The sequence below is a fragment of the Halomonas sp. MMSF_3323 genome, from assembly GCF_030733595.1.
In the GTDB taxonomy this organism is placed as follows: Bacteria; Pseudomonadota; Gammaproteobacteria; order Pseudomonadales; family Halomonadaceae; genus Halomonas; species Halomonas litopenaei.
This window is the reverse complement of record NZ_JASHIT010000002.1, coordinates 44837-65695: the sequence shown is the minus strand read 5'-3', so window position 1 is coordinate 65695 and position 20859 is coordinate 44837. Positions and strand designations below refer to the sequence as shown.

Below are 20859 nucleotides of genomic sequence, written 5' to 3'. Positions count from 1 at the left end.
CTTCGTCCGACGTCGCTATCGCCTCCAACAACAACCAACGACATTCAAGGAGCGCTCCCGTGGCTACACCACAAGACGCCCCCACCCCCGCCACTTCGGCGGCAGCCCGCAACAGCGGCGACCACCTGCTGGAAGCGGCGATCCTGCCGGTCTGGCTGAATCAACGCACCATCGGCTTTTTCGGTTTCATCTGGCTGTGGATCGGCATGGCGGTGATCATCGCCACCTTCCAACTGGGTGCCGGCGGGGTCGCCGGACTCCCGCTGATACAGGTCGTCGCCATCATCTTTCTGGCCAATCTGGTACTCGGCGTGGTGATGAGCCTGACCGCCGACATCGGTACCGAACATGGACTGTCGTTCGCGGTCTACCTGCGCGCGCCCTTCGGCCTCAAGGGCACCCACCTGCCGGCGGTATCCCGCGGGGTGGTGGCGGCCATCTGGTTCGGCGTGCAGACCTACCTGGGTGCGCTGGCCCTGAACGGCATCGTCGAGTACCTGTGGGGCCTGGACAACTGGATCCTGTGGTATGTGCTGTTTGCCGTGGTCCAGATCGTCAACACCGCCCTGGGCATCCGCGCGGTGGAGCTGCTGGCGTCGATCGCCGCCCCCTGCATCGTGGCCATCTCGGTGTGGATGTACTTCACCCTCGACGTGCTCGCCGAGACCCAGGGCATCAATATCTGGACCTTCGTCGGCGACCAGAATGTGGCCGCGCTCGGCCTGTTCTTCGCCAACATGGCGTTCTGGTCGGCGCTGGCGGTGGATATCCCCAACCTGACCCGCTTCCTCAAGACAAAAGGTGGCGAGCGCAGTTTCTTTCAGCGCAACAAGAACGTCTTCGTCGCCCAGTTTCTGGCGCTGCCGGCCACCCAGGCCTGGATCGCGCTGATCGGCGGCGTGTCCTTCATCGCCGCCGGTGACTGGAATCCGGTCACCGTCATCCAGGGACAGGGCGGCGGCCTTACCCTGATCGCACTGCTGGCGATGGTGATCCTGGCCCAGTGGTCGACCAACAACGCGGCCAACCTGATCCCGGCGGCGCTGACCTTCGTCAACGCCGGCGCGCCAAGGGTCAGCTACCCGGTCGCCCTGGTCATCGCCGGCATCATCGGCACCGCCTCGATGCCCTGGCTGATCCTCAACAACCTGTTCACCTTCCTCAGCTACTACGGCGCCGTGCTGTCGGCGGTGGGTGGCATCATGGTGGCCGACTACTATCTGCTGCGCAGGCGCCGCCTCAACGTTCCGGCGCTGTACGATCCCAACGGCCAGTTCCGCTTCAGCGGCGGCTTCAACCCCGCCGGCCTCATCGCCTGGATCATCGGCGGCGGCCTGGCGCTGATCTTCCTCGAGTACGCCTACGCGGTAGGCTTCGGCTCGGCCCTGGTGGTCTATATCGTACTGATGAAAGCCTGGGTGCTGCGGCGCTATCCTCAGGAGGAGATCACCTCCGGCTACGACGACCGATTCCTCGCCACCTCGGTGGGCCGCAACTGGGTCTACACCGAGCAGGGACGCTTCGAACGCCTGGAAACCGGTGACATCCCCGACTCCGCGCTCAAGCGCGAGGATCGCTGAGTCGTCGTCTGGCGCCGCCCGCGGCGGCGCCCACCACCCGCTACAGGAGACGTGCATGCCTGCACAACCCTTCACCGCCCTGGCCATCGGCGAGGCCATCCGACGCGGCGAACTCGATCCGGTCGCGTTGACCCGCCAATGCCTGACCCGGGCCGCCGACAGTGACGGCGTCTTTATCTCGCTGACCGAACAACGCGCCCTGGTAGAGGCCGAGGCCTGTGCCCAGCGTCAGCGCTCGGGCACCCTGCGCGGGCCGCTGGACGGCGTGCCGCTGGCCTGGAAGGATCTGTTCGACATCGCCGGCACCGCCACCACCGCCGGCGGCAAGGTGCTGGGCAAGACGCCGGCCGAGCGCGACGCCGAGGCGGTACGCCACACAGCCGGCGCGGGCATGGTCTGCATCGGCAAGACCAACCTCACCGAGATCGCCTACTCGGGGCTTGGCCTCAACCCCCACTACGGTACGCCGCACCATACCCCTCCCCCCACCTCGAGCGAGCGCGAGCGCGAGCACGAAAGCAGAAACGAGAACGAGCCCAGGGCCCCCGGCGGGTCCAGCTCCGGCTCCGCGGTGGCGGTCGCCCAAGGCATCGTGCCGGCCGCCATCGGCACCGACACCGCCGGCTCGCTGCGCGTCCCCGCGGCCTTCAATGGGCTGGTGTCCTATCGTCCCTCCCAGGCCCGCCACTCGCGCCTGGGAGTGACACCGCTGGCCGACAGCCTGGACACCATCGGCGTCATCGCCAGCACCCTCGAGGACTGCCTGGCCATCGACGACACGATGCGCGGCAGCGCGCCGCTGGTTCGTGCCGCCGCCGTGCCCGAACAGTCGGTGATCGTGCTCGATGCAAGATGCCTCGACGACCCGAGGGTATCCCGCGCCGTGGGCGACAATCTGGTGGCCTGCGCCAGCCGTCTCGAGGCCGCCGGCTTCCACATCGTCCGTCGCCGCGTGGCGAGCGTCGCCGACACCCTGGAGGCCATCACCCGCCACGGCTGGCTGGGCGCGGCGGAGGCCTACACCGAGTACCGCGCCCTGCTGGAAGGCCCCGATGCCGAGGCCATGGACCCCAGGGTACGCAAGCGCCTGGAGGCCGCCCGCCAGATGCCCCCGGACAGCGTGGTCAGCCTGTATCGCCTGCGTCAGGCGCTCAAGACGCGGCTGCGCGAGGAGCTCGCGGGCGCGACCCTGCTGACGCCCACGGTGGCGCATGTGGCGCCCTTGCTCGCGCCGCTGGAAGCCGACCCCGAGCACTTCGCCGAGGTCAATCTGGCGACGCTGCGCCTGAGCATGGTGGCGAGCCTGCTCGACTCGCCGGCGGTGGCGCTGCCCAGCGGGCGCGACGACGACCGCCAGCACACCAGCCTGCAGCTGAGCGGCCCCTGCGGCGAGGACGAAGCGCTGCTGCGGGTGGCCCTTGGCGCCAGCTCGGCGCTGACGGCGTAACTCACATTCATTCGGCGCCGACGGCGCCATCGGAGGTTGGCATGTGCGGACTGTGCGGCGCACTCGGCGGCGAAAGCCACTGGAGCACCAACATCGAGGACCCCGAGCAGGCCCACTTCGCGCGCAGGCGCGCCCGCGCCTACCGGGTCACCCTGATCAATCGCGTGCTGAGCCCCCGCCGGATCACCATCGAGGACTTCCAGGCAGCGAGCTTCGTGCTCGCCACCGCCACCGGCAAGCGCGAGATCGTGCAGGATCTGGGCGGCGTATGGCTGCAGGCAGAACGCATGGGCGGTCATGAACTCGACCCGCTCGATCCCGCCTTCCTGGCCTCGCTGCAATGACCCCAGACCACCACGACGAGGACACCACCATGAACGAGACGACACCGCTGGTGCCGGTGCACGTGATCTCGGGCTTTCTGGGCGCCGGCAAGACCACCCTGCTCAAGTCGGTGCTGGCCAGCGAAGCCTTCGGCGACAGTGCGGTACTGATCAACGAGTTCGGCGATGTCGGTCTCGACGACCGCCTGCTCGGCGAGATCGCCGAGGATGCGGTGCTGCTGTCCAGCGGCTGCGTCTGCTGCACCATCCGCGGCGAACTGTCAGAGGCGCTCAGACGCCTGCTGTCCCGACGCCAGGACGGCGAGATCCCGGCGTTCAAGCGGATCGTGCTGGAAACCACCGGGCTCGCCGATCCGGGCCCGATTGCCTCGACCATCACCGCCGACCCGGTACTGCGCCACCACCTGCGCCCCGGCACCAACCTGACCCTGGTCGACGCGCTCAACGCCGTCGACAGTCGCGCCCAGCACCCCGTCTGGGAGGCCCAGGTGGCGGTGGCCGACAAGCTGGTGATCAGCAAGGCTGACCTGGTCGAGGAAGACACCCTGGCAGGGCTCGAGGCCATGCTGGATACGATCAACCCGGCGGCCCAGCGGTTGGGCGCCGAGGCGCTACGTCAGCCCAGTGATGAACTGTTCGCCAGCGGACCGCACCTGCAGCGTTTCACCCCCGGCCAGGTGAAATCCTGGCTCGGCCCCTGGCGCAAGCCACCTCAGCATGATCCGGAGCATCTCGGCGATATTCGCTCCTTCCGCCTCGGCCTCGAGGGCGAGGTCGACTGGACCTGCCTCGGCATCTGGCTGTCGATGCTGCTCAACCGCCATGGCAGCGATATCCTCAGGGTCAAGGGCGTGCTCCACGTCCAGGGCGACGATCGACCGGTGGTACTCCACGGTGTCCAGCACACCATCCACCCGCCGGAGCACGTGGAGGCCTGGCCTTCGGACGACCGCCGCTCGGAGCTGATCTTCATCACTCGGGACATCGACGCCGAGCGCGTGACACAATCGCTTGCGACCTTCATGGACAAGGTCAGCGACCATCCCAGCCCAAGGATCCTGCATGCCTGACACCGCCAAGCCCAGCGCCCCCTTTGTCCAGCGCAGTCCGGTCACCCTGCGGGTACTGGGCACCTCGGTGACACTGCTGGAGAGCATTCGCCAGCGCGCTCGCGAGGACCTGGGCCTGCGCCTGGAATTCACCGTCATGGACGGGGTGGCGGCACAGCGTGCGGGAGTGCTGGCACCGGACAGCTTCGACATCTACGACCAGTGGTTTCACAACGTCGATTTCGTGTGGCCGGCCGGGGCCATCCAGCCCATCGAGCTTTCACGCATCCACCATTGGGATGCGATCAACGACTTGCCGAAGACCGGCCGACTGACGCCCCACGCGCCGCTCGGTGCCGGCGGTAATCCGGTCGACCGGCTCTATATCCAGGCCGACGGCAGCTGTGGCGCCCGTCCCAGCGAGCGCATCACCATGCTGCCGGTCAGCCACAACGTGGACAGCTTCGGATACCGCCTGGACATGCTGCCCCACGGCCTCGACAGCGAGCAGGAAAGCTGGGGCTGGCTTTTGGACCCGCGCTGGCGCGGCATGGTCAGCCTGCAGAACGACAGCGCCATCGGCGCCATCGACGCGGCCCTGGCCGCCAAGGCCGCTGGCCTGGTGCAGTTCGAGGACCTGGGCAACCTGAGCGTCGCCGAGATCGACTGCCTGATCGATTGCCTGATCGAGCTCAAGCGGGCTCAGCACTTCCGCACCTTCTGGAGCAACCAGGACCAGGCCTCTTCGGACATGCTGCGCGGTCGCGTCGGCATCGAGAGCCTGTGGTCACCGGCGATGACCGACCTCAAGCAGCGCCAGCTCAAGGTGCGCATGGCGGCACCCAGGGAAGGCTATCGCGCCTGGTACGGCGGCATGTCGCTGTCACGCAGCATCGAAGGCCGCAGCCTGGACGCCGCCTATGAGTATCTCAACTGGTGGATCTCGGGCTGGCCCGGCGCCGTCATGGCACGACAGGGCTACTACATCTCGACCCCTGAATTGACCCGCCCTCACCTGTCTGCGGCGGAATGGGACTACTGGTACGCCGGCAAGCCCGCCGCGGAGGAACTCGCCGGACCGTCAGGCCCCTGCGGCATGATCCACAAGGGTGAGGTACGCGACGGCGGCGACTACATGACGCGCATGAGCCGCATCGCGGTGTGGAACACGGTGATGGACGAGCACAACTACCTGGTGCGGCGCTGGAACGACTTCATGTCGGCGTGAGCCCGCTACAGCCCGTCGCTAGGCTAGTGCCTTGATGATCAACTGTACCCCGACCACCGCCATGGCCAGTATCACCAGCCGGTAGAACAACCGCTCGTTGACCCGGTGCTGCAGCCACAGGCCAGACCTGATGCCGAACCAGGCCACCGGCACCAGCGCCAGCGACGCCCAGATACTGGTCAGGTTGATCTCGCCAAGCCACAGGTAAGGCGGCAGCTTCATGGTATTGACCGCGGCGAACACCAATGTGGTGGTGGCGATGAAGGTGGTCTTGGGCAGGCGCCTGGGCACCAGGTAGAGGTTCATCGGCGGGGCGCCGGCGTGGGCGATAAAGCTGGTGATACCGGTGGCGATGCCCGCGGGCCAGGCCCAGAAAGAGGCGATCGGCCTGGAGGCCGCCGGCTTCACGATCATGTAGGCGACAAACAACAGCGAGATCACCCCCAGCAGCAGCCTGACGTGGTCCTCGTCGAGGCTGCCCGCCACCAGGGTAGCCACCACCACGCCGATCGCCATGCCGGGGATCAATCGCTTCACCTCGGCCATGTCCTGGTGCCCCCACCAGGCCTTGACCGCCAGAACGTCCATCACCAGCAGCAAGGGCAATAACAGGCCAGCGGCGGCGATAGGATCTATCGCAAGCGCCATCAGCGGCACCGACAGGGTACCGAAGCCCCCGGCGAAGCCGCCCTTGGAGATGCCGGTCAGGTAGGTGGAGAGGATGATCAGGCCCCAGGCGAGCCAGGAGTATTCGGGCAGCATGGCATTCCTTGCGCGCAAAGACGCCGAAACAGTGACTGCTTCGGCGTCTGTACCAATGATGAGGGCGGCGAATCGCCCCGACCATCAGAGTGCCACACCAAGCCCGCCGATGGCAGCGGGCGGGGGCTATTGGCTTACTTGGCGGCCTGCATGGCCAGGGCGGTATCCAGCATACGGTTGGAGAAGCCCCACTCGTTGTCGTACCAGGCCATGACCTTGACCAGGCGACCGTTGACGCGGGTGTGGTTGGCGTCGAAGGTCGAGGAGGCCGGATCGTGGTTGAAGTCGATGGACACCAGCGGCTGGGCGTTGACGTTGAGCACCGGAGAATTCTCCGCCGCCTTGGCCACGATCTCGTTGATCTCTTCCTTGGTGGTGTCGCGCGAGGCGTTGAACACCAGATCCACCAGCGAGACGTTGATCACCGGCACGCGCACGGCCAGGCCATCCAGCTTGCCGTTGAGCTCCGGCAGCACCTTGCCCACGGCAGCGGCAGCGCCGGTCTTGGTCGGGATCATGGAGTGGGTGGCGCTACGCGCGCGGTACGGGTCCTTGTGGTACACGTCAGACAGGTTCTGGTCGTTGGTGTAGGCATGGACCGTGGTCATCAGGCCATTCTCGATACCGACGGCGTCGTTGAGCGCCTTGGCCACCGGCGCCAGGCAGTTGGTGGTGCAGGAGCCGTTGGAGACGATGGTATCGCTGGCCTTGAGCACGCCGTCGTTGACGCCGAACACGATGGTGGCGTCGCCGTCGGGGCTAGGCGCGGAGACCAGCACCTTGGCGGCACCGGCCTCGACGTGCTTGCCGGCGTCGGCGCGCGTGGTGAACAGGCCCGTGCACTCCATCACGATGTCCACGCCGAGCTTCGCCCAGGGCAGGCTGGCCGGGTCACGCTCGGACAGAATAGCGATACGGTCGCCATCGACGCTCAGACTCTCCTCGTCATGTTCTACCTTGAAGGGAAAGTGACCGTGAGCGGTGTCATGGCGCAGCAGGTGGGCGTTGAGCGAAGGATCACCGAGATCGTTGATGGCAACGACCTCAATCCGGTCCCGGTAACCGTTCTCGTACAGTGCGCGCAGCACGTTGCGACCGATACGTCCGAAACCGTTGATGGCAACCTTGAGCGTCATAGCGAATATCCCCCTGAGCGGCGAAAGCGTTCTTGCGTGAAAGCTGGTGAGTCGACGGTAGGCGGATTCACTAAAGATGCAAATCCCCCGCAAGGACGTCGTCAGTGGGCACCAATGTGGTACAGACAGCGCCGGGACTCAAGCACTATTTTGTTAAACTTACAACATTTCTCCAAAAACATTGATGAAGGACACTCTAATAAGCACGAAATTTCGACAACTTACTGCCCGCGCCTTCTCTATGAAGGCCAGCGCTAGACCTTAGTCGCATCGCCAAGCCGTAGTAATATTACCTTCAACGCTCTAAGGTATCCCTCATCCCGGTGACACCATTCACCACGCCTTTATCCCGGAGGCCCCATGCCCCAACCCGTCAAGGAAGTCAGCCGCATTCTGCCGGCTCGCAAGCGCATCGCCCTGGTCGCCCACGACGGCAAGAAGCAGGAACTGATGGAGTGGGCCTCCCGCTGGAAGGACACCCTGATCGCTCACCAGCTGCTCGGCACCGGCACCACCGCCGCGCGGCTCAGCCGCACCCTGGGGCTGGAGGTGGAAGGCCTGATGAGCGGTCCGCTGGGAGGCGACCAGCAGATCGGTGCTCGCATCACCGAGCAACGACTCGACCTGCTGATCTTCTTCTGGGACCCCTTCGCCCCCCAGCCCCACGACCCTGACGTCAAGGCGCTGCTGCGCCTGGCCGCCCTGTGGAATGTGCCGGTGGCCTGCAACCCCTCCAGCGCCGACTTCATGATGAGCTCGCCCTGGCTCGGCCAGGACTACGAGATGCAGATCCCGGATGCCAACGCCTGGATTTCCTCTCGCAGCGATAACAACTGACCAATATCGAGGATTCTCCCGTGTTCCAGCTGACCCGAAGCGTGACCTGGCAGTCGCTGTTGAAGCTTCGCGACGAGACCGCCGACGACCGGATTCGCGACTACTTTGCCAAGGATCCGAAGCGGTTCGACAAGATGAGTCTGCGCGTGGGCGGGCTTTTTCTGGACTACTCCAAACACCAGATCTCCGACGCGGTGCTGGAGAAGCTGGTCGAGCTGGCCGAACACTCGGCACTGGTCCAGCGTCGCGCCCAAATGTTCTCCGGCGACATCATCAACGTCACCGAGGACCGGCCGGTGCTGCACACGGCGCTGCGCAATCTGGGTGACAGCCCGGTCATCGCCGATGGCAAGGACGTGATGCCGGAGATCCACGCCACCCGCGAGCAGATCAAGCGCTTCTCCGAAGAGGTCCGCAGTGGCAACTGGAAGGGCTACAGCGGCGAGCGTATTCGCGACGTGGTCAACATCGGCATCGGCGGCTCCGACCTCGGCCCCAACATGGCCAGCCGCGCCCTGCTCAAGTACCGCCAGGCGGACCTGAACTTCCACTTCGTCTCCAACGTGGACGGCGCGCATATCCAGAAGGTGCTGAGCCGCCTCGACCCGGCCACCACCCTGTTTATCGTCTCGACCAAGACCTTTTCCACCCAGGAGACGCTGCTCAACGCCCGCACCGCACGGCGCTGGTTTGTCGAGAACGCCGGCGATGACGCCGACATCGGCGCTCACTTCATCGCCGCCTCGACCAACCGCAAGGCCGCCATGGAGTTCGGCATCCGCGAGGAGAACGTGTTCGAATTCTGGGCCTGGGTCGGCGGTCGCTATTCGATGTGGTCCTCGATCGGCCTGCCCATCGCCCTGGCGATCGGCTATGAAGGCTTCATCGAGATGCTCGAAGGCGCCTACGAGATGGACCAGCACTTCCAGAACGCCCCGCTCGGCGAGAACATGCCGGTGCTGATGGCGCTGATCGGTATCTGGTACATCAACTTCGTCGGTGCCGAGACCCAGGCCATCGTGCCCTACGACCAGGCCCTGCATCAGCTGCCGGCCTTCCTGCAGCAGCTCGACATGGAGTCCAATGGCAAGTCGGTCGATATCTTCGGTCGCCCGGTGGACTACAAGACCGGCCCCATCGTGTGGGGGCAGACCGGCTCCAACGGCCAGCACGCCTTCTTCCAGCTGTTGCACCAGGGCACCCGCTACGTGCCCATCGACTTCATCGCCTCGCTGAAGCCCGAGCCCGGCGTCGAGGACCACCACTTCGCCCTGCTCACCAACATGCTGGCCCAGGCCAACGCCTTTATGGAAGGCAGCAGCAAGGGCGGTGACCTGGACCCCTACAGCTGCCCCGGCAACCGCCCCTCCAGCGTGCTGCTGCTCGACGAACTGACACCGCGCAACCTGGGCGCGTTGATCGCGCTCTACGAGCACAAGGTGTTCGTTCAGGGGGTGATCTGGAACATCAACTCCTTCGACCAGTGGGGTGTCCAGCTGGGCAAGCGCATCGCCGGCGAGATCAGCGAGAAGATCGACGAGCGCAGCCAGGACTTCGACGCCTCGACCCAGGGACTGCTGGGCCTGGTGAGGGAGCACTTCCAGGCGCCCGGCAAGAGCGTGGAAAAGGCCGCCGAAAAGGCAGCGAAGAAGACCGCCAAGCCCGCCGGCAAGGACGCCAAGGCCAAGTAAGCAGGGCGGAGGCGGAAGGTGCCGAGCATCGAGTGCTCGGCACGGGCCCGCCATGGCGGGCACCCAGCGACGAACAAGAAAAGTTCAAGAAACGCCAACGGGCCACCCCGGAGTCTGCGCTCCAGGGTGGCCCGCCTCGTTCTGGTCGCGCTGTTCTGGCTCGTGCTGTTCTGGCTCGCGCTGGTCTGGCCTGCTTTCCGCTGGCTCGCGGAGGCCGGTCCAGCGGGATTGCGCCTGGCACGAGCGCCTGGCACGACCGCCTGGCTTGCCGAGACGAACTCCTGGGCTACTTGAACGACCGCCGGGGCTACTCTGACGAGCGTCTGGGCTACTCGGACGAGCCTCTGACCAGGGCCCGCCGTGCGCTGACGTCACCGGCCCAGGCCGCCGCCAGCCATAGCGGCACGCTCAGCACCACATAGGCCAGCGCCAGCCAGGGGCTGCCGCCGATGGCCAGGCGGGCCGCTTCGAGGCTGAACAGCGAAAAGGTGGTGAAACCTCCACAGAAGCCCGCCACGACAAGCGGATGAAGCCTCGCCAGCCGAGGGCTGTCGCTCAGGGCCGCATGGGTAGCAAAGCGGGCAATCAACCAGGATCCCAGCACATTGACCAGCAGGGTCGCCCAGGGAAAGGACGACGCCACCAGGCCCGAGACCGCGACGCCGGTCAAGAGGCGACACACCGATCCCAGGGCGCTGCCAAGGCCCACCGCCAGATAGAGCCGCCAGACGCTTGTTGCCTGACTCATGCTTCTCCCCTCTGCCGACACCTCACAGGCCACCCCCGAGGGCAAGTCCCGCCACCACGGCGGCCAGGCCGGCCAGCAGGGTCAACGAGACGTTGAGCGCGGCCGCTGCATGACGACCTTCGCGCATCAGGTCCAGAGTCTGCAGACTGAAGGAGGACACCGTGGTGAAGCCGCCCATCACCCCGCTCAGCAGCATGAGTGCCGCGGTCGAGCCTGCCACCAGGCGACTGGCCAGCAGGCCGATAACAAAGGCTCCCAGCAGATTGACGATCAGGGTCCCCCAGGGGAAGCGCACTCCCCAGGCGGCCGCTGCCCGACGACTGACGAACAGTCGCCCCATGCCTCCTGCGGCGCCCCCCAGCGCTACCGCTGCCAGCGTCCACCACTCCATCACGAATCGCCTCGGCCAAAACCGCCATGGTATGCAAATACCTGGTCGATGTCGTGACCGGTGGCAATACCGCTGGACCTCGCCCTCGGCGTGGCGAAACGGGCTGATCGCAGATGGCCCGTAAAGCGACAAGGCACAGACAATGCCGAGCCTCGGAAGGCGGGAGATCAAAGATGCTGAAGGTGCTGAAAATCTAAAAAAAACGCCGCCCGAGGGGGCGGCGAAGTTGTGCTTGCCTAGCAGGGATGAAGCGCATGGGATGCGTTCACGATCAATATGGCACAGAATTGGCAATCCGTACAACTTTTGTACATCCTTGATTGCGTACAAGCGGCAAACGGGCATGTTAGCCTGCGACAGATTCGTCCAAGGACGCCCCTCTGCCCCGACGGGCCCACCCACCAAAGGAGAAGGTTTGCGTGATGCGATCACGACTCTGCTCTCGACTCTTCAGCGTGCTGATGCTCGCGCTCGTGCTGCTCGCGGGACCTGCCATCGCCCAGCAGGGCGGTGACGCCAGCGGCTCTGGCGGTTCCTCCAGTGACGGTCCGGCCTACTCGACCCTGGCCGACCTGCTGGAAAACGAACAGGCCCGCAGCCAGCTGATCGAGCAACTGCGACAGATGGCGGAAAACGCCCCCGAACAGGCCCAGGCCGCCGGTGAACAGGCCGTCGACAGCGCCGCCGAGGCCACCCTGCCCAAGCAACTGGCGGACATGACCAGCCGAGTGGTCAGCGAGTTCGGCAATCAGTTCGAGAATCTCGCCGCCATCTTCGGTGGCATGATCGACGGCGCCCTGACCGAAGGCGAACTCAACTTCGATCTGTTCACCCAGGCGGCGATCAACCTCGGCCTGGTGATTCTGGCGACCTTTGTGCTGTTCGTGATCATCAGGCGCCTGGTCAGGCCACTGTTCACGCGGTTGAGCCAATATTCGCAGAACGGTCAGAACCTCAACCCCACCATCCGCCTGGTGCTGTGCGTGGTGCTGGCGGTGATCGTGGACGCCGCCGTGGTGGGACTTGCCTACGTCGGCGGCAACCTGGCCGCTACCTTCGCCATCGGTGAGACGGGCAGCCTGTCGACCCGGGCGTCGCTGTTCCTCAATGCCTTCCTGGTCATCGAGCTGTTGAAGGCGGCGGTGCGCATGCTGTTCGCCTCACGCTACGAGGGCCTGCGTCTCTTGCCCATCACCGCGCCCAGCGCGTCCTACTGGAACCGTTGGATCGCCCGGCTGATTGGCCTTACCGGCTACGGCCTGATGGTGGTGGTCCCGTTGATCAACACCTACCTGTCTTACCGTGTCGGTGAGGGCATCGGCGCCCTGATCATGATCGGCGCCTACCTGTACGCCATCACCGTGGTGCTGATCAATCGCAGCCGCCTGCGCGATGGGCTGTTCGATGCCGCTGTCAGGTCCAGCCTGTCGGCCTCCCGTGTCGCGCTGCGCCTGCTCGGCCGCATCTGGCATCTGCTGGCGATCACCTACTTCACCGTGGTGCTGGTGCTGACCCTGACACGCCCCGAGGACGCCCTGCCGTTCGTGCTGATCGCGACCCTCAAGACCCTCGGTATCGTGCTGGCTGCCATGCTGGTGTCGCGCCTGCTGGCCCAGGCCATCGGTCGTCGCATCACCCTGTCCGGTGAGCTGCGCAAGAAGCTGCCGCTGCTCGAGGCACGCCTCAACTCCTATGTCCCGACGATGCTGCGCGCCTTCAACGTGCTGATCCTGATCGTCGCCGCCATGGCCCTGCTCAACGCCTGGGGCGTGTTCGACATGGCCACCTGGTACGCCTCCGAAGCGGGTCGCGTGCTGGTCAGCCAGGTGATCAACGTGGCCATCATTCTGATCGTCGCCGCGGCGGTCTGGATCGGCCTTGCCAGCCTGATCGAACACAAGCTGAATCCGACCACCGGCCGCGGCATGCCCTCGGCCCGGGCCCAGACGCTGCTGTCGCTGTTCCGCAATGCCCTGGCCATCGCCATCGTCACCATGACGGCGATGATCGTGCTGTCGGAAATCGGCATCAACATCGGACCGCTGATCGCCGGTGCCGGTGTGCTCGGTCTGGCCATCGGTTTCGGCGCCCAGAAGCTGGTGCAGGACATCATCACCGGTATCTTCATCCAGGTGGAAAACGCCATGAATACCGGCGACGTGGTGACCCTGGGCGGCATCACCGGCACCGCCGAGAAGCTCAGCATCCGCTCGGTGGGTATCCGTGACCTGCACGGCACCTACCATCTGGTGCCATTCTCCAGCGTCGATGTGGTCTCCAACTACATGCGTGGCTTCGGCTACCATGTGGGCGAATACGGCGTCGCCTACCGCGAGAACGTGGACGAGGCGATCGTCGCCCTGCGCAACGCCTTCGACGAACTGTCCTCCGACGAGGACCTCAAGTCCGAGATCCTCGAACCCCTCGAGGTGGCCGGTGTCATCGCCCTGGCCGACAGCTCGGTCAACATCCGGGTACGCATCAAGACCACCCCGGGCAACCAGTGGGCGGTGGGCCGTGCCTACAACCGTCTGGTCAAGCTGCACCTGGACGAGGCGGGCATCGAGATCCCCTTCCCGCACACCACGATCTTCTTTGGCGAAGACAAGCAGGGCCAGGCGCCAGCCGCCAACCTGCGCCTGGTCGAGAAGGATGTGGTGGCGACCGGCGAAGCCAGGGATACCGCACCGCTGCCCGGCGAGGACGGCAGTATCGACTCGCCCCGCGAGCACGAGACCCGCGAGGATGCCGAGACCAACGCCAAGTTCAGGGGCGACTACGACCCCGACGGCAACTGACAGACCTTACCTGCAACGCTTCTGGGGCGGCCTACGGGCCGCCCCTTTTTTATTGATCGAATCGCCAGGGTGCCGAGCCCTGACGCCACGCTCTGCCGCCACGCCCTGACGCCACAACTCTGACAACACAGGCGTGGCGGCAGCTGCACGCCGGGCCTGTACTCGCCTTCAGCATGGTGACGCCACACCGCAGTCCCCTTGGCTGGCGCTGCGCTCGAGACCCACCCACCAGAACCACAAACGCCACGGGCGGGGCCGAAGCCCCGCCCGTGGCGTTTGTGGGTACTGCGTAGTAGATCGAACGCCTGGCTCAGGCCTGCTGAGCGTCGCTCGGCTGCGGCAACGAGGGCAGCGACTTGTCGAGCAGCTCGACGCTCTGGCGATAGTAGAGCTGGCTCTTGTTGTGCTCGCCCAGGTTGGCGTAGAGCCGCGCCAGTTCGGCACAGACCACTCCGCTGGGACGTTGACGCTGGCTCGCCTCGAAGTACTCCTGGGCCTTGCCCCAGTAGGCGTTGCGCAGCGCCAGACGCCCCAGGGTCAACAGCAGGTCGGGATCGTTGGGCCGCTCCTGCAGCCACTTCTCGGCGGTCACCAGCTGACGTGAAGCGTCCACCCCAAGCAGGCCATAGCGCAGCACCAGACGGCTGTCCCAGTTGGTCTTGAGCGAGTGGCGCAGCAGTTTCTCGGCGATCACCTGTTCGTCGCAGCGCACCAGCGTCTCGACGTAGAGCACCAGCAGGTCGATGTTGGTGCGCAGGTACTCGGGCATGTCGGACCACAGGTTGCGCACCCGCTCGATATCCTCGGGATTGCGCGTCTCCTGCAGGATCAGCTCGCGGTAGGCCTGCAGCTCGAGCTGTTCACGCTCTTCCCGGGCGATCAGCTGCTGGTCGGCCAGACGCGGCAGCAGGCGACGCAGGCCATCCCAGTCGCTGACGCTGATATAGGCGGCCTTGAGCTGCTTGAGCACCTGGGGATGGCGCGGCAGATGACGGTCCAGGCGGGTCAGGATCGCCAGTGCTTCCTCGTACTGCTGGCGGTCCAGCATCAGCTGGGCCTGCATCATGCCCACCGCGGGATCGGCGCCGTCGGTGGAGATGTGGGCCCGCTTCAGCAGGGTGTCGGCCTGGTCATAGCGGCCCTGGTAGTGGGCCGCCAGGGCGGCAGACAGGTAGTTGACCAGCGGGGTGCTGGAGTCATCGGCGGCCTTGACCAGGGCCTTCTCGGCGCGCTTCCAGCGGCCTTCGGCCAATGCCACCAGGCCGCGCACGGTGCGCTTCATCGCGGTGCGATTGCGTGCCCGCGAGTTCCACACCTTGAAGCGGCTGACCGGACGGCTCAGGCGGAACAGCACGCGCAGGGCAAAGTGCAGCACCATGAACAGGGCCAGCAGGATCACCAGGCCAAACCAGAACGAAGTCTGGAAGGAGGTGTCGCCCACCCGCACCAGCCAGTAGCCGGGCACCGACATCATCAGCTGACCGAACAGCGCCCCGAGCGCGAGGCCAACGACAATGAGCAGGATCAGCTTTCTCATGCGTTATCTCCCTGGCCGGAAGCGCCCGCTTCGAAGCGCTGCTCGATGAACCGGGCCAGCGCCTGCTGGGAAGCGCTGATATCGGGAAGCTCCGGGCGGATGGACTTGCCCTTGAGCTCGCCCAGACGAGCGATCACCGACTGCACCGACTCGTCGTCGACGTCGTAGTAGCCTTCGAGCAGGGTGATGGCCTTGTCGAGGCTGGCCTCGTACAGGCCGGTCTCTTCCTTGAGCAGGGCCAGCTGGGACTGCTCCAGCACCAGGCGCAGGCTCTGACGCAGATAGGACTCCTGCTCCGGGGTGATCAGGGCTTCCAGCGCCTGGTCGTGGTGGCGTACCGTCACCAGCTCCTTGAGCTCTTCACCGACCCGTGCCAGCTGCTCCTGCCAGGCACCGGAAGGAGCCTCCTCGATGGTGGTATCGGCGGTGAACTGCTCGATGTCCTGGGCCAGCGGCAGGCCGGCGATCTGCTCCTGCTGGGCGTTCAGGGCCAGGTAGAGGCCAGTCCGGTCAACCTTGGGCACCGTCTGCAGGGCGGCAAGCTCCTCGGCGATGGCGCGGCGCACCGGGACCAGTGCCGGATTGTTGGCCTCTTCCAGGCGAGCGTCGGCGGTGCGCAGCAGCGCCGCAGCACCTTCGACATCACGCTCGAGCTGCAGGCGCTGATTGGCCAGACGCAGCAGGTAGGCGGCCTCGGCGTGCAGCCAGTCACGCTCGTCGGCGTTCTGTTCCTTGGACAGCTCGGCCAGTACCCGATCCAGGGTCTGGTTGACGTCGGACTTGTAGGCGTCGAAGTCGCTCTTGATGCCGTCCACCGCCTGGCCCATGGTCTCGCGACGCTCGGCAAGGCCGCTTTCCAGCTGGGACGACAGCTCCTGGACCTCGGCCACGCTGGGGCTGTTCTGCTTGAGCTGGTCGATGCGCGCGGACATGGCCTGCTGCAGCTGCCAGCCCTTCCAGCCGACAAAGGCCACACCGGCGATCAGGATCAGCACCAGCACCAGGGCCACGACGCCGGCCTTGCCGCCACCAGAGCTGCTACCAGAGCCACCGGAAGACGAGGTCGCGGCACCGCCGGCGCCGGCGGAAGCCCCACCGTTACCACCCTTGCCTGCCGCTGGGCTGGGCTTGTTGTCACTGGGCTTGTTGTCACTAGCTTTGGCGCCACTGGCCTTGGTGTCACTGGGCTTGCCATCGCCGGGCTTGCCATCGCCGGGCTTGCCGGCACTGGCCTTGCCGCTATTGTCGGGCTTGCTTGCACTGGGCTTGCTGTCGCTGGGCTTGCTGGCACTTGGCTTGCTGGCACTGTCCCCGGCGGCGCCCTTCGCTGCAACCGGAGCGGCGTCACTCGGCGTGGCCTTGGCGGTGCCTGCGCTCGACGATGTGGCGCCGGCAGGCGATGAGCCGCCCGTCGCCGCAGCGGGTGTGGAGGATGCCGCGCTGGCACTGGACGAAGTGGATCCGGTCGAGCTGCTGCCACTCTTGTCGCGACGCCGCGACCGCCGCTGGGAGCCCCCCTTGCCCGCGCCGCCCTTCGAGGCGTCCGTGCCTGAGGTCGCGCTTCCTGTGCCCTGCTGGCCGGAAGCGGACGGGGTCTGCTGCTCGTCCTGATCGTGCTGTTGGTTGCTCATCTGTCGCTAGCCCTTTTAGAGATCTTCATTCGCCATCCTCTGGGTCGCAGGTCCTTGCCACCGCGGCCGCCAGCGCCGCAGGAGACGCGCCAGACGCCACGACCGGGATGCGAAATCCCAGCGTTTTCGCCAGTGTAGCCAACCGCTGGCTGGATACGACAAGCGGTTGTTGAAAGGCGGCCTCTGAACACCATCTTGCCAGATGTTCAAGGATTTCTCCGCTACTGACCACCAACGCCTGATAGCCCCCTTGTTCGAGCCATGTTCTGGCCCCGGCGTCGGGAGTGATCAGGCGACGTCGATACACCTCGAGACGCGTGACACGCGCGCCCCTCTGCCCCAGGGTGTCGCCCAGCAGCGGGCGGCCACCTTCGCCCGCCACCAGCAACACTCGCTGGTGCTCCAGGCGCTGCAGCGAGGCCAGCGCCAGCAAGGCCTCGCTGGTCTCTTCTCCGGCGGCGGGGGCAGGCACCCTCACCTTTAGCCCCAGCGCCTGGTGCAAGACCATCGCCGTGGCCTGCCCGACGGCGTACAGTTCAAGCCCCTGGGGCAGCTGTGGCCAGTAGCGATCCAGCGCCTCGACCAACCGCTCGGCGGCGGCGGGACTGATGACTACCACCTTATGAAAGTGGTCGATGTCGAGCCAGGCCGAGCGCACATCTGCCGTCTCTGGCACAGTTTCCTGCCGCATTACCTCGAGCCGCTCGGTGCTGAACCCCTTGCTTTCGATGGCCTCGGCCAGCGCCTGGGCGCGTTCGCCGGGCCGGGTGATCAGTACCGGAGTGCCCATCAACGCGGTCCGTAGACCTCGGCCAGGATATCCCCGGCGCCCTGCTCCAGCAGCTGCTCGGCGACGCGGATCCCCAGCGCCTCGGGTTCGTCCACCGAACCACGCCCTTCGGCACGCAGCACGCGGGAACCGTCGGGCGTGCCGACAAGGGCTCTCAACCACAGGGTTCTGCCATCGTCCTGATAGATGGCGTGCCCACCGATGGGCACCTGGCAGCCGCCTTCCAGACGTGTATTCATGGCCCGTTCGGCACGCACTCTGGTCGCCGTCTCGATATCGTCGAGCGGTGCCAGCAGCGACACCAGCTCGGTGTCGTGCATGCGGCATTCGATGCCAAGCGCGCCCTGACCACAGGCCGGCAGGCAGATCTCCGGCGGCAGCTCCTGGGCGATACGTTCACCCAGCCCCAGCCGCTTGAGCCCGGAAGTGGCCAGCAGGATGGCATCGAATTCGCCAGCGTCGAGCTTGGCCAGGCGTGTCTGGACATTGCCACGCAGACTGATGACCTCGAGATCCGGACGGGCCTCGCGCATCTGCAGTCCGCGGCGCAGGCTGGAGGTACCCAGACGGGCGCCCTCGGGCAGGTCCTCGAAGCGAGCATAGTCATTGGAGACGAAGGCGTCGGTGGGCTCGGCGCCTTCCAGGATCACCGAAAGCCCCAGGCTCTCGGGAAACTGCATCGGCACATCCTTCATGGAGTGCACCGCGATATCGGCGCGGCCGTCGAGCATCGCCTCCTCGAGTTCCTTGACGAACAGCCCCTTGCCGCCAACCTTGGCCAAGGGCGTGTCGAGAATCTTGTCACCGCGGGTCGACATCGGTACCAGCTCGACCTCGAGCCCGGGGTGAATCGCCATCAGGCGATCGCGAACATGTTCGGCCTGCCATAGGGCCAACTGGCTCTTGCGCGTCGCGATACGCAGCCTGGACATCTGTTGCACGTTGCTCTCCCTGGTCGGGCTTGCGACCAAATCGCCGCGTCCGCCATGTTAAATGAATGGCGTCATCATAAAGCACGGTCTCCGTCAGTAAAATCGACGGCGACGGGACCCGTTGCCGCGCCTGCCGGAAGCGCCCGCTGCCACCCTCGTTTCAGGGGCTGATGCCGCACCTTCCTTGCCGGCCCGCTGCACCCTCGCCTCAAGGGCCGACTCTGGTACACTTTGGGCATACCAACGACAACGGCTGCCGGCTCCGTCAGCGCCCTCGGCGCCGGCCACCGATCACGTCGCCATCGCATCGTCATTCAGGAAGTCCATTCAATGAGCCAGACCACCAACCAGTCCTGGGGCGGCCGCTTCAGCGAACCCACCGACGCCTTCGTCGCTCGTTTCACCGCCTCGGTCGATTTCGACCAGCGCCTGGCCCGCCATGACATCCAGGGCTCCATCGCGCATGCCACCATGCTCGCCCAGGTTGGCGTGCTGAGCGAAGAGGAACGTGACGCCATCCTGACCGGGCTCAAGGAGATCGAGACGGAGATCGCCGAAGGGCGTTTCGAGTGGTCGGTGGCGCTGGAAGACGTGCACATGAACATCGAGGCACGGCTGACCCAGAAGATCGGCATCACCGGCAAGAAGCTGCACACCGGGCGCTCGCGCAACGACCAGGTGGCCACCGATATTCGCCTCTACCTGCGCGAGGAGATCGACCTGGTCGCCAGCGAGCTGGCGCGGCTGCGTGCCGGGCTGATCGAGCTGGCCGAGGGCGAGGCCGACACCATCATGCCGGGCTTCACCCACCTGCAGACCGCTCAACCGGTGACCTTCGGCCACCACCTGCTGGCCTGGCAGGAGATGCTGGCCCGCGACCATGAACGCCTGCTGGACTGCCGCAAGCGGGTCAACGTGCTGCCGCTGGGCGCCGCCGCCCTGGCCGGCACCACCTACCCCATCGATCGTCACCTGACCGCCGAGCTGCTCGGCTTCGAGCGCCCCGCCGAGAACAGCCTCGACGCGGTCAGCGATCGGGACTTCGCGATCGAGTTCACCGCCTTCGCGAGCCTGCTGCTGATGCACCTGTCGCGGATGAGCGAGGAGCTGGTGCTGTGGACCAGCGCCCAGTTCGACTTCATCGACCTGCCCGACCGCTTCTGCACCGGCTCCTCGATCATGCCGCAGAAGAAGAACCCGGACGTGCCCGAGCTGGTGCGCGGCAAGACCGGCCGCGTCTACGGTCACCTGATGGGCCTGCTGACGCTGATGAAGTCGCAGCCGCTGGCCTACAACAAGGACAACCAGGAAGACAAGGAACCGCTGCTCGACACCCTGGATACCGTCAAGGGGTGCCTGCGCGCCTTCGCCGACATGGTCCCGGCCATCGTCTCCAAGGGCGATTCCATGCGCGAGGCCGCTCGCAAGGGCTTCTCCACCGCCACCGACCTTGCCGACTATCTGGTACGCAAGGGCGTGGCCTTCCGTGACGCCCATGAAATCGTCGGTCAGTCCGTGGCCTACGGCATCGAGAGCGGCAAGGATCTGTCGGACATGAGCCTCGACGAACTGCGCCAGTTCTCCGACGTCATCGGCGAGGACGTGTTCGAGGTGCTGACCCTGGAAGGCTCGGTGGCCGCCCGCAACCATATCGGTGGCACCGCCCCCGACCAGGTGCGCGCCGCTGCCCAGCGCGCCCGTGAGGCCCTCAAGACCCTTGCGACCGGCCAGGGAGGCGCCCAATGAACCGCCTCGTCAAGGTGCTGCGACCCGCCCTGTTGCCGGCCCTGCTGCTGGCCCTGATGGCCCTGGCGGGCTGCGGCCAGAAAGGCCCCCTGTACCTGCCCGGTGACGAAGAAGCGGCGGAGCGCTACGGCCCCCGCGAAACCGTCGAGGACGAACAGGGCGAAGAGGACAGCCAGGAAAGCGACCAGAGCGCGACCGAGGACGAGAGCTGA

The 20859-nt window shown here is 65.9% G+C and carries 18 protein-coding genes; 10 read left to right on the top strand and 8 right to left on the bottom strand.

Annotation, left to right across the window (positions count from 1 at the left end; all coding sequences use genetic code 11):
• The first annotated feature begins 59 nt into the window (after nucleotides 1-59).
• Genes RBB39_RS01375 through RBB39_RS01355 form a run of 5 tightly spaced genes read left to right on the top strand, consistent with a single transcriptional unit; the run spans nucleotide 60 to nucleotide 5648 of the window.
• Nucleotides 60-1580: an NCS1 family transporter gene (locus tag RBB39_RS01375; protein ID WP_239452561.1), complete on the top strand. Its 1521-nt coding sequence runs from the start codon at nucleotides 60-62 to the stop codon at nucleotides 1578-1580.
• Nucleotides 1581-1635: 55 nt separating this feature from the next.
• Nucleotides 1636-3027: an amidase family protein gene (locus tag RBB39_RS01370; RefSeq protein WP_045993134.1), complete on the top strand. Its 1392-nt coding sequence runs from the start codon at nucleotides 1636-1638 to the stop codon at nucleotides 3025-3027.
• 41 nt (nucleotides 3028-3068) lie between these two features.
• Nucleotides 3069-3371 (top strand): hypothetical protein, encoded by a 303-nt coding sequence (locus RBB39_RS01365; RefSeq protein WP_045993133.1) that lies wholly within the window; start codon nucleotides 3069-3071, stop codon nucleotides 3369-3371.
• Between the two features lie 29 nt (nucleotides 3372-3400).
• Entirely contained in the window at nucleotides 3401-4441 is a 1041-nt protein-coding gene (locus RBB39_RS01360) for a GTP-binding protein (RefSeq protein ID WP_045993132.1), read from the top strand.
• Nucleotides 4434-5648: a PotD/PotF family extracellular solute-binding protein gene (locus tag RBB39_RS01355; protein ID WP_045993131.1), complete on the top strand. Its 1215-nt coding sequence runs from the start codon at nucleotides 4434-4436 to the stop codon at nucleotides 5646-5648. Before RBB39_RS01360 ends, RBB39_RS01355 begins: the two co-directional genes overlap by 8 nt.
• 18 nt (nucleotides 5649-5666) lie before the next feature.
• Here the strand turns inward: RBB39_RS01355 and RBB39_RS01350 are convergent, their stop codons facing one another.
• The gene (locus tag RBB39_RS01350) at nucleotides 5667-6410 is read right to left on the bottom strand and encodes a sulfite exporter TauE/SafE family protein (protein ID WP_045993130.1); all 744 of its coding nucleotides are present in this window, start codon (nucleotides 6408-6410) and stop codon (nucleotides 5667-5669) included.
• Nucleotides 6411-6544: 134 nt separating this feature from the next.
• The gene (gene gap / locus RBB39_RS01345; protein ID WP_045993129.1) at nucleotides 6545-7546 is read right to left on the bottom strand and encodes a type I glyceraldehyde-3-phosphate dehydrogenase; all 1002 of its coding nucleotides are present in this window, start codon (nucleotides 7544-7546) and stop codon (nucleotides 6545-6547) included.
• Between the two features lie 360 nt (nucleotides 7547-7906).
• Here gap and RBB39_RS01340 point away from each other — a divergent pair, with 360 nt between their 5' ends.
• Together RBB39_RS01340 and pgi are read left to right on the top strand one after the other, a co-directional pair.
• Nucleotides 7907-8383 (top strand): methylglyoxal synthase, encoded by a 477-nt coding sequence (locus RBB39_RS01340; RefSeq protein ID WP_045993128.1) that lies wholly within the window; start codon nucleotides 7907-7909, stop codon nucleotides 8381-8383.
• A 20-nt stretch (nucleotides 8384-8403) separates the two neighbouring features.
• Nucleotides 8404-10074 carry a glucose-6-phosphate isomerase gene (gene pgi / locus RBB39_RS01335; protein WP_045993127.1) on the top strand — a complete coding sequence of 557 codons (1671 nt, stop codon included), beginning with the start codon at nucleotides 8404-8406 and terminating at the stop codon, nucleotides 10072-10074.
• Between the two features lie 328 nt (nucleotides 10075-10402).
• On the opposite strand, the gene RBB39_RS01330 is transcribed toward pgi, so the two are convergent.
• Both RBB39_RS01330 and RBB39_RS01325 read right to left on the bottom strand, forming a co-directional pair.
• Complete coding sequence (locus RBB39_RS01330) at nucleotides 10403-10822, bottom strand: CrcB family protein (RefSeq protein WP_045993126.1); 420 nt, start codon at nucleotides 10820-10822, stop codon at nucleotides 10403-10405.
• A gap of 22 nt (nucleotides 10823-10844) precedes the next feature.
• Nucleotides 10845-11213: a CrcB family protein gene (locus RBB39_RS01325; protein WP_045993125.1), complete on the bottom strand. Its 369-nt coding sequence runs from the start codon at nucleotides 11211-11213 to the stop codon at nucleotides 10845-10847.
• Nucleotides 11214-11635: 422 nt separating this feature from the next.
• On the opposite strand from RBB39_RS01325, the gene ybiO reads away from it, so the two are divergent.
• Nucleotides 11636-14011: a mechanosensitive channel protein gene (gene ybiO, locus RBB39_RS01320; protein ID WP_045993124.1), complete on the top strand. Its 2376-nt coding sequence runs from the start codon at nucleotides 11636-11638 to the stop codon at nucleotides 14009-14011.
• A 310-nt stretch (nucleotides 14012-14321) separates the two neighbouring features.
• Here ybiO and RBB39_RS01315 read toward each other — a convergent pair whose 3' ends face one another.
• The 4 genes from RBB39_RS01315 to hemC are packed head-to-tail and all read right to left on the bottom strand — an operon-like array spanning nucleotide 14322 to nucleotide 18901.
• Nucleotides 14322-15548: a heme biosynthesis HemY N-terminal domain-containing protein gene (locus tag RBB39_RS01315; RefSeq protein ID WP_045993949.1), complete on the bottom strand. Its 1227-nt coding sequence runs from the start codon at nucleotides 15546-15548 to the stop codon at nucleotides 14322-14324.
• Entirely contained in the window at nucleotides 15545-17179 is a 1635-nt protein-coding gene (locus tag RBB39_RS01310; RefSeq protein WP_045993948.1) for a uroporphyrinogen-III C-methyltransferase, read from the bottom strand. The genes RBB39_RS01315 and RBB39_RS01310 overlap by 4 nt, the downstream gene beginning before the upstream one ends.
• Before the next feature lie 25 nt (nucleotides 17180-17204).
• Nucleotides 17205-17969 carry a uroporphyrinogen-III synthase gene (locus tag RBB39_RS01305; protein ID WP_045993947.1) on the bottom strand — a complete coding sequence of 255 codons (765 nt, stop codon included), beginning with the start codon at nucleotides 17967-17969 and terminating at the stop codon, nucleotides 17205-17207.
• Nucleotides 17969-18901: a hydroxymethylbilane synthase gene (gene hemC, locus RBB39_RS01300; protein ID WP_045993946.1), complete on the bottom strand. Its 933-nt coding sequence runs from the start codon at nucleotides 18899-18901 to the stop codon at nucleotides 17969-17971. The genes RBB39_RS01305 and hemC overlap by 1 nt, the downstream gene beginning before the upstream one ends.
• 330 nt (nucleotides 18902-19231) lie before the next feature.
• Between hemC and argH the strand changes: the two genes are divergently transcribed.
• Complete coding sequence (gene argH, locus RBB39_RS01295) at nucleotides 19232-20647, top strand: argininosuccinate lyase (protein WP_045993945.1); 1416 nt, start codon at nucleotides 19232-19234, stop codon at nucleotides 20645-20647.
• Nucleotides 20644-20859, top strand: coding sequence for a lipoprotein (locus RBB39_RS01290; RefSeq protein ID WP_253028959.1), 216 nt, complete (start codon nucleotides 20644-20646; stop codon nucleotides 20857-20859). Before argH ends, RBB39_RS01290 begins: the two co-directional genes overlap by 4 nt.